This is a genomic window from Streptomyces spinoverrucosus (assembly GCF_006539505.1).
In the GTDB taxonomy this organism is placed as follows: Bacteria; Actinomycetota; Actinomycetes; order Streptomycetales; family Streptomycetaceae; genus Streptomyces; species Streptomyces spinoverrucosus.
Window position 1 is genome coordinate 1 of sequence record NZ_BJND01000120.1, and the last position, 11,556, is coordinate 11,556.

General features: G+C 73.8%; 10 protein-coding genes. All 10 read right to left on the reverse strand.

What is annotated here, in order from left to right:
* Window positions 1-130 precede the first annotated feature (130 nt).
* Window positions 131-1,453, reverse strand: coding sequence for an MFS transporter (locus SSP24_RS41120; protein WP_229866356.1), 1,323 nt, complete (start codon window positions 1,451-1,453; stop codon window positions 131-133).
* A gap of 26 nt (window positions 1,454-1,479) precedes the next feature.
* Window positions 1,480-2,727 carry a dihydrolipoamide acetyltransferase family protein gene (locus SSP24_RS41125; protein WP_141316166.1) on the reverse strand — a complete coding sequence of 416 codons (1,248 nt, stop codon included), beginning with the start codon at window positions 2,725-2,727 and terminating at the stop codon, window positions 1,480-1,482.
* A gap of 15 nt (window positions 2,728-2,742) precedes the next feature.
* Window positions 2,743-3,726, reverse strand: a complete 984-nt coding sequence (locus SSP24_RS41130; RefSeq protein ID WP_141316167.1) for an alpha-ketoacid dehydrogenase subunit beta — start codon at window positions 3,724-3,726, stop codon at window positions 2,743-2,745.
* A gap of 6 nt (window positions 3,727-3,732) precedes the next feature.
* Complete coding sequence (gene pdhA, locus SSP24_RS41135) at window positions 3,733-4,797, reverse strand: pyruvate dehydrogenase (acetyl-transferring) E1 component subunit alpha (protein WP_141316168.1); 1,065 nt, start codon at window positions 4,795-4,797, stop codon at window positions 3,733-3,735.
* On the reverse strand, window positions 4,794-5,990 hold the full coding sequence (locus SSP24_RS41140) for a serine hydrolase domain-containing protein (RefSeq protein ID WP_141316169.1): 1,197 nt from the start codon (window positions 5,988-5,990) through the stop codon (window positions 4,794-4,796). Before SSP24_RS41140 ends, pdhA begins: the two co-directional genes overlap by 4 nt.
* A gap of 242 nt (window positions 5,991-6,232) precedes the next feature.
* Window positions 6,233-6,901 carry an HAD-IA family hydrolase gene (locus SSP24_RS41145; protein ID WP_141316171.1) on the reverse strand — a complete coding sequence of 223 codons (669 nt, stop codon included), beginning with the start codon at window positions 6,899-6,901 and terminating at the stop codon, window positions 6,233-6,235.
* Window positions 6,889-7,731, reverse strand: coding sequence for a sugar phosphate isomerase/epimerase family protein (locus SSP24_RS41150; RefSeq protein WP_141316173.1), 843 nt, complete (start codon window positions 7,729-7,731; stop codon window positions 6,889-6,891). The genes SSP24_RS41145 and SSP24_RS41150 overlap by 13 nt, the downstream gene beginning before the upstream one ends.
* A complete protein-coding gene (locus SSP24_RS43290) occupies window positions 7,728-7,886 on the reverse strand; it encodes a hypothetical protein (RefSeq protein WP_167529863.1) in 159 nt (52 codons plus the stop codon). Before SSP24_RS43290 ends, SSP24_RS41150 begins: the two co-directional genes overlap by 4 nt.
* Window positions 7,883-10,057, reverse strand: a complete 2,175-nt coding sequence (locus SSP24_RS41155) for an ROK family protein (protein ID WP_141316174.1) — start codon at window positions 10,055-10,057, stop codon at window positions 7,883-7,885. Before SSP24_RS41155 ends, SSP24_RS43290 begins: the two co-directional genes overlap by 4 nt.
* On the reverse strand, window positions 10,054-11,274 hold the full coding sequence (locus SSP24_RS41160) for a sedoheptulose 7-phosphate cyclase (protein WP_174864807.1): 1,221 nt from the start codon (window positions 11,272-11,274) through the stop codon (window positions 10,054-10,056). The genes SSP24_RS41155 and SSP24_RS41160 overlap by 4 nt, the downstream gene beginning before the upstream one ends.
* Between the last annotated feature and the right edge of the window lie 282 nt (window positions 11,275-11,556).

An 11,556-nucleotide genomic window follows, 5' to 3' on the forward strand; every position in this document is an offset into this window, starting at 1 on the left:
CGGCCGGACACCGGCGCCGCGCAGCACCACCGGACACCAACCCCGCACGGCACCGCCGGTTGTCGGGCGGGGGGAGGGGCGGGGAGCAGCGGCGAGTGGCCGGGGTTTGTGGGTTAGGGGCGGGCGGACGTCACGGGGTCGCGGGCCGGGTGCGCGGGTGCGACCTAGTGGCCAGTCCCCTCTGTACGTCGGTCAGGGAGCGGTTCTTGGTTTCTGGGACCGTGCGGAGGACGAAGGCCACCGCGGTCGCCGAGACCGTTGCGAAGGACCAGAACACCCAGCTCTCGCCCACCAGGTCCGCGGCCGGGAGGAACAGCTGGCCCACGATGAAGTTGGCGGCCCAGTTGACCAGTGCGCATACGGCGGAGCCGCGGGCCCGGGCCTCGGGTGGGAAGAGTTCCGCGGCGAGGATCCAGAACACCGGGCCCAGGCCGATCGCGAAGCTCGCCACGTACGTGACCATGCAGATCAGTGCGGTGATGTTGGTCGCCGAGGACGTGGGCAGGCTGAGCGCGACGCCGAGGGCGGCGAGCGACAGCGCCATGCCGGTGAGGGAGAACAGCAGCAGCGGGCGGCGGCCGACCCGGTCGATCAGCGGGATCGCCGCGATCGTCATGACGACGTTCACCGCACCGATGGCGACCGAGTACGTGATCGAGTTCGTGGCGGGCAGTCCGGCGCGGGCCATGATGCTGGGGGCGTAGTAGATGATGCTGTTGATGCCGCCGAACTGTTGAACCGCCGCCAGTGTCACTCCGATGACCAGCGCGGGGCGTACGAGGGGCGAGGACAGGGCGACGTGCGCAGACCTGTCACGCGTGACGGCGCCGCCCCGCCGCCACTCCGGGCTCTCCGGGATCAGCAGCGTGCCCACCAGCATGGCCACCGACGGCACCAGCCCGACGGCGAACATGGCACGCCAGTCGGCGCTGCCGGCGTAGGCGAGATTGATCAGGTACGACACCAGGATCCCCACCGTGAGCAGGATCTGGTTGGCCGTCACCAGGCGGCCCCGGAGGCGTGGCGGGGCGATCTCCGTGAGGTACAGCGGTACGACGGTGGACGCGCCGCCCACGGCGAGGCCGAGCACCGCGCGGGCGGCGACCAGCATCGCGAAGTTCCGGGCCAGGACGGCGGCGAGCAGGCCCAGCGTGAAGGTCAGCGCGATCGCCACGAGGACCTTCTTGCGGCCGAAGCGGTCGGCGGGGCGGCCGCTGCCGAGCGCGCCGACCGCCGCGCCGAGCAGCAACGCGGAGATGACGGCGCCCTCCTCGAAGGAGTTCAGGGCGAAGTCCGTGCGGATGAAGAGCAGGGCGCCGGAGATCACGCCGGTGTCGAAGCCGAAGAGCAGGCCGCCGAGGGCGACCACGGCGGTGGTCAGGCCCAGGCGGGCGGGGGTGGGGGTCTCGGCCGGGGCGGAGGGCGGCGCCGGGAGACGCGGTGCGTCGAGCATCGATCGTCCTCTTCCAGTCGTTGGCGTCAGGCGCGGGTGAACAGCAGGTCCGGGTCGTGCAGCACAGCCGCCGTGTCCGCGAGGACGCGCGAGCCCAGCTCGCCGTCCACCAGGCGGTGGTCGAAGGACAGGGCGAGGGTGGTGACCTGACGCGGGACGACCTTGCCGCGGTGCACCCAGGGACGCGGGGCGATGGTGCCGAGGGCGAGGATGGCCGACTCGCCGGGGTTGAGGATCGGCGTGCCGGTGTCGATGCCGAAGACGCCGATGTTGGTGAGCGTCACGGTGCCGCCGCGCAGTGCGGCGGGCGGGGTCCGGCCCTCCTTGGCCGTCACCACCAGGTCGTCCAGGGCGGCGGCCAGTTCGGGCAGCGTCCTGCGGTCGGCGTCCGCGATCGTGGGGACCAGCAGTCCGCGCGGGGTCGCGGCGGCGATACCGAGGTTCACCCGGTGCTTGCGGACGATCTCCTGGCGTTCCTCGTCCCAGGAGGCGTTGATCTCCGGGTTGCGCCGCACCGCCAGCAGGAACGCCCGGGCCGCGAGCAGCAGGGGGCCGACCCGCACGCCGGTCATGTCCGGGTGCTCCTTCAGCCGGCGGATCAGCTTCATGGTGCGGGTCACGTCGACGATGACGAACTCCGTGACGTGCGGCGCGGTGAAGGCACTCGCCACCATGGCCCGGGCGGTCGCCTTGCGGACGCCGGTGACGGGGATGCGCGTCTCGTCCGGGGATGGTGGGGTGTGCGGTTCCTGCGCCGGTACAGGCTCGCTGGTGCGGGCCGCCGCGTGGACGTCCTCTCGGGTGACGTCGCCGCGCGGGCCGGTGGGCACGATCGCCGTCAGGTCGACGCCGAGGTCCTTGGCCAGCTTGCGCACCGGCGGCTTCGCGGCGGGCGCGGTCGGCCGGGGCGGGGCGGTGGGGCGACGGCGGGAGCGCCGGGTGGCGGGGGCGGGGGCGGCGCCGTATCCGACCAGGACGGGGGTACGACCGCTGCCGGCGACCGGCACTTCCCGCTCCTCCCCCGTATCCACCCTGATGATGACCGCCCCCACATCGACCGTCGCCCCCTCCGGAAACAGCAGCTCCCGCACCCGCCCCGCGAAGGGCACCGGCAGTTCCACGGCCGCCTTCGCCGTCTCCACCTCGCAGACCGGCTGACCGTCCGTCACGGTGTCCCCGGGCGCGACCAGCCAGCGGATGATCTCGGCGTCCTGGAGTCCCTCGCCCACGTCGGGCAGCCGGAACTCCCGGTAACGCTCAGCGGTGTCCGTCATCGTCAGCAGAGCTCCTCAGTGCGCGAGTGCGCGCTCGACGGCGTCGAGCACGCGGTCGAGGCCGGGCAGGTACTCGTCCTCCAGCCGGGAGGGCGGATAGGGGCTGTGGTAGCCGCCGACCCGCAACACCGGCGCCTCCAGTCGGTAGAAGCAGCGCTCGGTGACATGGGCGGCGATCTCCGCGCCCGCGCCGAAGAAGACGGGCGCCTCGTGCACGACGACCAGCCGTCCGGTCCGGCGCACCGACTCCTCGACGGCGGCGAAGTCGATCGGCGAGATCGAGCGCAGGTCGACGACCTCCAGGGCCCGGCCGTCCTCCGCGGCGGCCACCTCGGCCGCCTGCAGGCAGGTCGCGACCGTCGGGCCGTACGCCGCCAGCGTCAGGTCGGCGCCCGGCCGTACGACCCGCGCGGTGTGCGCGGGAGCGGCCGGTTGCGTGGTGTCGACCTCGCCCTTGTCGTAGTAGCGCCGCTTGGGCTCGAAGAAGATCACCGGGTCGTCGCTGCGGATGGCCTGCTGGAGCATCCAGTAGGCGTCCGAGGGCGTCGACGGCGACATCACGCGCAGGCCGGCCACATGGGCGAAGAGGGCCTCGGGGGATTCCGAGTGGTGTTCGACGGCGCCGATGCCGCCGCCGTACGGGATGCGGACGACCACCGGGAGGCGGACGAGGCCCCGGGAGCGGGCGTGCATCTTGGCGAGCTGCGTGACGATCTGGTCGTAGGCCGGGAAGACGAAACCGTCGAACTGGATCTCCACCACCGGCCGGTAGCCGCGCAGGGCCAGGCCGATCGCCGTGCCGACGATGCCGGACTCGGCGAGCGGGGTGTCGATGACGCGGCCCTCGCCGAAATCCTTCTGCAGGCCGTCCGTCACGCGGAAGACTCCGCCGAGGCGGCCGACGTCCTCGCCCATCACCAGCGTCTTGGGGTCGTCGGCCAGGGCCGTGCGCAGGGAGGCGTTGAGGGCGGCCACCAGGGTCATACGTGTCGCTGTCATCGCCGCTCACACCTCCTCGAAGGCCGCCTGGTACGCGGCGAACTCGGCGCGTTCCCGCTCGACCAGGGAGTTCTCCTCGGCGTACACGTGGTCGAACAGCTCCTCCGCGCGGGGCGCCGGCATGCCGCGTACGCCCTCGCGGATCCGGGCGGCCAGGGCCTCGCCCTCGGCCTCCACCTCGGCGAAGAAGGCGTCGTCGGCCGCGTGTTCGGCGCGCAGCAGCCGGTCGAGGCGCAGCAGGGGGTCCTTGGCGCGCCAGCGCTCCACCTCGGCGGCGTCCCGGTAGCGGGTGGGGTCGTCGGAGGTGGTGTGGGCGCCCATGCGGTAGGTGTAGGCCTCGATCAGGAACGGGCCCGCGCCGGACCGTACGTGCTCCAGGGCGGCCCGGGTCACGGCCCGGACGGCGAGGACGTCGTTGCCGTCGACGCGGACGCCGGGGAAACCGAAGCCCTGGGCGCGCTGGTGGAGGGGGACGCGGGTCTGGCGTTCGTTGGGCTCGGAGATGGCGAACTGGTTGTTCTGGCAGAAGAAGACGATCGGGGCGTCGTACACGGCGGCGAAGTTGAACGCCTCCGCCACATCGCCCTGGCTGGTGGCGCCGTCGCCGAAGTAGGCGATGACCGCCGCGTCCGAGCCGTCCTTGGTCAGGCCGTGGGCGTAGCCGGTGGCGTGCAGGGTCTGGGAGCCGATGACGAGCGTGTAGAGGTGCACGTCGTGCGCGTCCGGGTCCCAGGCGCCGTGGTCGACGCCCCGGAACAGGCGGAACAGGGCCAGCGGATCGACGCCGCGGGCGAGGGCCACGGCGTGTTCGCGGTAGCTGGGGAAGACCCGGTCGCCCTCGCGCAGCGCGCGCACCGAGCCGACCTGGGCGGCCTCCTGGCCCAGCAGGGAGGGCCACAGCGCCAGTTCGCCCTGGCGTTGCAGGGTGACACCCTCGGTGTCGAGGCGGCGGGCGAGCGCCATGTCCCGGTACAGCGCGCGCAGTTCACCGGGATCGGCGTCACCGGAGTACGTCGGGTGCGCAACCCGTTTGCCGTCGGGGCCGAGCAGCCGTATGCCGTCGTCGCTCATCGCGCACCACCGCCGATGCCGAGTTCCGTCATCGCCGCGGAGACGGCCTTCACCAGGGAGGATGCGCGCTTGTCGTCGGGGCCGAGGGCGATCAGACGGTTCATCACGTACGACACTCCGGCCGCCGCGCGCGGCCAGGCCTGGTTGGCGGAGCCGCCCGCGCCGTCGTGGCCGAAGGAGTCGCCGTCGACGGTGGGGCGCGCCTTGGTGCGCAGGCGGTAGCCGCCGCCCCCGTACACCATGGGTACGTCGATGAGCTGGTCGACCTTGCTGACGTAGGGCGCGCGGGCCTCGTCGAGCAGGCGGCGGGAGAGCAGGGTGTGCTCCTGCTCCGCCGGGCGGGCGGCGTCGGCGGCGAGGATGCCGTACAGCTTGGCGAAGCCGCGGGCGGAGCCGTAGACGTTGGCGGCGGGGATGAGGGTGAAGCGGCGGGCGGGGCCGTTCCAGATCTCCTCATCCTCGGGGAACGGGACCGGGTTCTGCCAGATCCGCTGGGTGAGCGGGTCGTCGCTGGTGAAGTAGCCGCCGAACTGCTCGCGGAAGCCCGTGCCGTACTCGGTGCGAGCCACCCGGTGCTCCTGCTCCGGGGTGATCCCGAAGGACACGTCGACGTCGAGCGGGCCGGCGATCTCCTCGGCGAAGAACCGGTCCAGGCGGCGCCCGTCGACGCGCCGGATCACCTCGGCGATGATCCAGCCGGTGGCCCACGGCCCGTACAGGATGCCCTCGGCGCGTGAGTCGCTCTCCGGCTCCTGGTCGGCGAGCAGCTTGGCCATCGCCTCCGGGTCACCGAGGTCGTCCTGGGAGAGCGGGGCGGCGACGGCGGGCATCCGGGCGGTGAAGGTGACCACCTGGCGCACGGTGATGCCGTCCTTGCCCTTGGCCGCGAACTCCGGCCAGTAGTGGGCGACCGGCTTGTCCAGCTCGACGGCTCCCCGGTCGACGAGGAGGAGCAGTGCGGTGGCGAGGACGCCCTTGCTGCCGGAGAAGATCAGCTGGAGGGTGTCGCCGTCCCAGGCGCGGCCGGTGGTGGGGTCGGCGGGGCCGCCCCAGAGGTCGACGACGCGTTCCCCGTTCAGGGTGACGGCGAGGGCGGCGCCCTGTTCGTCGCGGTCGGTGAAATTGCGGGCGAACTCGTCGCGCACGGACTCGAAGCCCGGGGCGACGGTGCCGGAGATCTGGGGGGTGGGCATGGTGGACGTACTCCTGTCGTCTGGGGTGGTGGGTGGTGCGGGCGGCGGTCGTCGTGGCTGGGTCAGACGGCCGTCGTCGTGGTGGTTCGGACGGCGGTCGTCGTGGCTGGGTCAGACGGCCGTCGTCGTGGGTGGTACGGACGGCGGTCGTCGTGGCTGGGTCAGACGGCCGTCGTCGCGGGTGGTACGGACGGCCGTCCACGTGGGTGGTGGGTGGTCGGACGGCCGTCTCGTGGGTGGGTTCAGACGGCCGCGCCCGTCAGGGCGGGGAGCGTCAGGCGCAGGGCGTCGCCGGTGTCGGTGCAGGTGAGGCCGCGGTAGTCGGTGATGCGGGGGCGGTCCTGGGCGGCGCTGCCGCCGTGCGGGCCGACCACGACGGTGTAGCCGCCCGCCGCCCGGCCGGCGATCAGGCCGAGTTCGGCGTCCTCGAAGACGATCGACGCCCTGGGGTCGACGCCGAGGCGGCGGGCGGCGGTGCGGTAGCCCTCCGGGTCGGGCTTGCCGCGTCGGACGTCGTCGGCGGTGACGACGACGTCCGGGAGCGGGAGCCCGGCGGCCGCCATCCGGCGTTCGGCGAGTTCCCGGCCCGCCGAGGTGACCAGGGCCCAGCGGTCGCGGGGCAGCCCGGCCAGCAGGTCGGCGGCGCCGGGCAGGGCGACGGTGCCCTCAGTGTCGGCGACGTCCTGGGCGACCAGCCAGGCGGTCTCGGCGGCCACGTCCGTGCCCGGCGGGGCGTGCGCGGCCACCGTCTCGGCGGTGCGCTGTCCGTGGGCGCCGGCCAGGATGGCGGCCGCGTCGAGGCCGTGGCGGGCGGCGAACCGGCGCCAGGTGCGCTCCACCGCCGCCGTCGAGTCGATGAGCGTGCCGTCCATGTCGAACAGCAGCGCCCGTGCGGTCACTACGAGCCCCATGTCTGTGCCGTCTCCGTGTGTCGGTGGGCCAGGCGCTCGGCGAGCGCCCGTACCCGGTCGAGGTCCGCGGTGAGGCGGGCGGTGTCGCCGCCCCGGTGGTCGTTCTCCAGCACCAGCGCGCGGACCGGGCGGCACCGGCGGGCGACCGTGTCGAGGGTGTCGGCGACCGCACCGTCGCCGTCGCCGAGCAGCGGTGTGCGGTCCGGTCCGGCCGGGCCGTCCTTGACGTGGATCTGGTCGGCGAGGTGCGGCGCCGTCGCGGCCGCGAGGGCCGCCGGGTCCAGGCCCGCCGCCCGCGGGTTGTACGTGTCGAGCAGCAACTGGAAGGCGGGCGAGCCGACCTGCCGGACCAGCCACAAGGCCGCCTCCGGCTTGAGCACGTTCTCGCTCGCGAGCCGCAGGCCCCGCGCCTCGGCCTGCCCGGCGGCGGCCCGCAACACCTCGGCGGTGCGGTGCAGCGCGGCCCCACTGTCGATCGCGCTGCGCCGGAAGCTGGGCACGAAGACGAGCGGCGCCCCCAACTCCGCGGCCGCGTCCAGCAGCCGTACGAGGACCTCCCGCACCCTGGCCGCCACGAGGGTGCCCTCGGGGGCGGTGAGCCCGATGTCGTTGAGGACGTTGGCCGTGACGGCCAACGGGGTCACGCCGACGGCACGGGCCAGCCGGGCCAGGTGCCCGGGCGCGTCCAGCCAAGGACCCCGGCCGGGGCCCCCGAGGTCGAACTGCATGCCGGGCACCCGGTGACGGAAGGCGATGTCGACCGCTGCCGCGCCGCGTGCGGGCAGGCGCCAGTCGGCGAGTGCGGTCAGGGGGGTGCCGTACGCGGTCATGACGGGCCGCCCATCCGTACGGCCGGCTTGACCAGGCGGCGGCCCGAGACGATCCGGTCGGCCTGCATGCCCGGCATCCGGTGGCGGAAGGCTGCGCCGCGTGCGGGCAGGCGCCAGTCGGCGTGCGCCGTCAGCGGTGTGCCGTATGCGGTCATGACAGGCCGCCCATTCGTACGGCCAGCTTGACCAGGCGGCGGCCCGAGATGATCCGGTCGTGGGTGTCGGCGAGGCGGGCCAGGATCGGGACCGCCGACGGCAGGTCCACGACGTGTGTCACCAGGTCGCGGTAGCGCTCGGGTGCCCGGCACAACTCCGCTGCTGCGTAGAGGAGATGCTCGCCTGCCACTCCCCGGTGGCCCAGCACCGTCACTTTCTGGCCGCTCGCCGTGCCGAGCCGGGCGACCTGCGGCGGCTGCGGCAGGCCCGCGCGGTTCGCGGCGCGGACGGCGGCCAGGTCGACGCCGGGCAGCCGCGAGGTGGTCGCGCCCCGGGGCAGCCCGCCCACCAGGTCGACGGCGGTGTCCAGGCCGTCGGTGGCGTCGAGCGCCAGTTCCAGGCAGGGCAGGGTGGCCGGGGCCGGGGTGGCGACCAGCACCGCGACCGGGCCGTCGCCGAGTGCCTGCCGGAGCCGGTCCGCCGTCAGGTCCGCGTGGCGCAGCCGTACGTCGGCGGCAACAGGGGCCTTGGCGCTCCAGTCCAGGCCGCCCTGGGTGTGATGCACATGCACGGTCCGTACCGGGCCGTACCAGTGCGCGGCGGTCCGCACGGCCAGGTGGCCCACGGTGCCGTCACCGAACACCAGCAGCGTGCGCGGCCGGTGCTCGCGCAGGGCGAGGGCGGCGTACCGGACGACGGCGAGCGGTTCGACGAGCGCGCCGAGCACGCCCGGCGGCACCTCGGGCAGCGGCAGCACCAGACCGGCGCGCACCGCCGTGGCCGGGATCAGGACGCGCTCCTGGAGGAGGCCGTCCACGTTGTGGCCGAGCAGGAACGCCGGGTCGGTGGGGTGGGTGGGGTTGACGACGACATGGGCGCCCGGGGTCAGCCGGGGGTCCTCGACGCCCCCTCCGACGGCCACGATCCGGGCCACGCCTTCGTGGCCGATCACGGGGGCGGCGTCGTCCCGCAGACCGCGGAGCATCTGGAGGTCGGTGCCGCAGACACCGGCCACGGAGGGGGCGAGGAGGAGTTCGCCGGGGGCGGGGTCGGGGGTGGGGCGGGGGGAGAGGTGGAGGCCGGTGGGGGTGCGGAGGATGGCGTGGTGGCGGCGGGGTGGGGGTGCGGCGCTCACCGACGTGAGGTCCTGCCCCAGTGCCGCGATCCCCGCGCCGATCAGCCCGTTCGCCTCCCCGGGGGCGCACACCCTGATGCGGTCGGTCAGCCACTCCGGCTCGCGGTCGCCGGTGAGGTACAGGCCCTCGTGGCGCAGATGGCGGTGGAGGGAGGCGGCGTAGTGGTGGCCGAGGCCCGTCGCCACGCCGCCGGTCAGGGCGAGTTCGTCCAGCTCCGGGTCCAGGCACAGGGCGGTGCGCAGAACGTGGGCCACCGGGGCCGTCGCCGCGTCGAGCAGCTCGGCCGCCAGGGCGTCGCCCGCGTCGAGCGCGCCGGTCAGGGCCGACTCGAACGACGTACCGTCGGCCATGGCCCGGCCCAGGGCCGAGCCCTGCCAGCGGGTGGCGGACCGCTCGCGCAGTACGTCCGCCATCCGTCGCAGGCCCGGGCCCGAGGCGTACGACGACACATGGCCCATCCGGCCGCAGTCGCATGCCAGTTCGACGGGCGTGCCGGCGAGTTCCGCCACCGCTGGCAGATGGCCGACCTCGCCCTGGAGCCCGCAGGCGTCCGTGGCGATGGTGCCGGTGCGCAGGTCGACCGTCCGGCAGGCGATGCCCGAACTGACCGTCAGCAGCAGCACCTTGCGGTGCCCCCGGCGCTCGGGCGCGGAGACGTAGTGCAGCAGCGCGGCGGTCACGTCGTTGACGACGTGCCACTCCACGTCGGGCCGCCGCGCCCGCAGCGCGCCCGGCAGGTCCAGCGGGGTCGTCTCGTCGCCGAACAGCGGCGCCGAGCCGTAGACCATGCCGGTGCGCTGGTCGAGCGCCGCGCCGAAGGAAATCCCGGCGACGGCCGTCGTGCCGGGCACGGCGTCGCAGATGGTGCTGAGCAGACGGTCCTTGAGCTCCTCGACGGTCGCCTCGGGATGCCGCAGCCGGCTGGGCGAGGGCTCGCCCACGAGGCCGGTCAGCCCTTCGCCGGGTGACCAGGACGCCCGGCGCACATGGGTCCCGCCCACGTCGAGGACGGCGATCGGGCCCTGGGCGCTCACCGGTCCGACCCGTCCACGCCGTCCGCTGCGCCCACATAGGCGTGCACGAACTCCAGGGCGCGGGAGAGTTCGGCGGCCGTGACGTCGTTGACGAAGACGCAGGAGCCGATGCCGTCGGTGAGCGGCAGGCGCTGCTGTCCGTCGCGGTGCTTGACGGCGTCGGCCAGGCCCAGCTGGAGCAGTTCCGCGGTGAACACCGGGTGCGTCAGCGGCAGTCCGGCGGCGGCGATCAGGGCGAGCGCGCGGTGGGCGTCCTCGGTGGTGAGGTACTGGCGGCCCGCCGCGAGGGCGACGCACACCGCCATGTCGACGGCGACCGCCTCGCCGTGCAGCAGGGGCGGGTCGGCGCGCAGTTCCAGCGAGGGGCTGAAGGTGTGGCCGTAGTCGACGGACCGCTCCAGCACGCCCTCCCACAGGTTGGGTTCCAGCTCGTCGAGCATGCCGGCGATGGCCCGCGAGACGACCTCGCTCATGGCGGCGCCGCAGTCGGCGAGGGAGTCGCTGGAGATGTGGGCGACGGTCTCCTCCAGCAGCTTGAACAGGCTGGCGTCCTTGATCAGCGCCATCTTGATGATCTCGGCGAGGCCGTTGGCGATGTGCCGCTGCGGGACGGTGCGCAGGAACTCCGGGTCGATCAGGGCGGCTTCGGGTGCGAAGTAGGTGCCGAGGCGGTTCTTGTGGGTGCCGTGGTTCACGCCGGTCTTCACGCCGACGCCGGCGTCGACCTGGCCGACCAGGGTGGTGGGGACGCGTACGTAGGGGGCGCCGCGGCGGTACAGGCTGGCCGCCATGCCGACGACGTCCATAAGGACGCCGCCGCCGACCACGACTACGCGCTCGGTGCGCCGCAGGATGCCCATCCGGGTCATGGCGCGGGTGACCTCGACGACCTGGTCGAGGGTCTTGGTCTCCTCGTCGCCGGGCATCACCAGCCAGGTGACGTCGGTCTGCCAGGCGGTGAAGTAGCCGCGCAGGGCGGTGCCGTAGAGCTCGTCGACCACACGGTCCACGACGACGAGCGCCCGCACGCCGCTACGCCCGTCCGCACCGACGGCCTTTGCCAGGGCGGGGTTGGCCGGGTTGAGCAGGCCCCGGGTGAGGGACACCTCGTAGCCGACGGGCTGCTGCGCCTGGACGTACCAGGTCAGTCCCGGGGGCCGGGGTATGTCGAAGGCGGTGGTCAGTCCAGTGGGCCGGGTGGCCGTGGTCTCGGTCATCGTGGATCTCTCCCTCTTCGGGGTCGGCGTCTGATTGGCGTCGGTGGGGTTCGTGAGGGGGGATGTGGGGGGTGTTGGTGGTGGGGTGGTGAGGGTTGTCGGTGGTGGTGCGGTGGTGGGGGTTGTGGATGGCTGGCGGATTGGGGTCCGGGCGGTCGCGGGGTCGGCAGGTGGGGGCTGCGGGTGCGGGGCCGGCGGGTGGGGGCTTGCGGGTGCGAGTCAGCGGGTGCGGGCTTGCAGGTGCGAGTCCGGCAGGTGGGAGCGGCAGGAGCGAGTCCGGCA

Bases quoted from the DNA above. Each gene is read 5' to 3' on its own strand.
- SSP24_RS41120 (WP_229866356.1), bottom strand. From the start codon at position 1,453: ATGCTCGACGCACCGCGTCTCCCGGCGCCGCCCTCCGCCCCGGCCGAG.
- SSP24_RS41125 (WP_141316166.1), bottom strand. From the start codon at position 2,727: ATGACGGACACCGCTGAGCGTTACCGGGAGTTCCGGCTGCCCGACGTG.
- SSP24_RS41130 (WP_141316167.1), bottom strand. From the start codon at position 3,726: ATGACAGCGACACGTATGACCCTGGTGGCCGCCCTCAACGCCTCCCTG.
- pdhA (WP_141316168.1), bottom strand. From the start codon at position 4,797: ATGAGCGACGACGGCATACGGCTGCTCGGCCCCGACGGCAAACGGGTT.
- SSP24_RS41140 (WP_141316169.1), bottom strand. From the start codon at position 5,990: ATGCCCACCCCCCAGATCTCCGGCACCGTCGCCCCGGGCTTCGAGTCC.
- SSP24_RS41145 (WP_141316171.1), bottom strand. From the start codon at position 6,901: ATGGGGCTCGTAGTGACCGCACGGGCGCTGCTGTTCGACATGGACGGC.
- SSP24_RS41150 (WP_141316173.1), bottom strand. From the start codon at position 7,731: ATGACCGCGTACGGCACCCCCCTGACCGCACTCGCCGACTGGCGCCTG.
- SSP24_RS43290 (WP_167529863.1), bottom strand. From the start codon at position 7,886: ATGACCGCATACGGCACACCGCTGACGGCGCACGCCGACTGGCGCCTG.
- SSP24_RS41160 (WP_174864807.1), bottom strand. From the start codon at position 11,274: ATGACCGAGACCACGGCCACCCGGCCCACTGGACTGACCACCGCCTTC.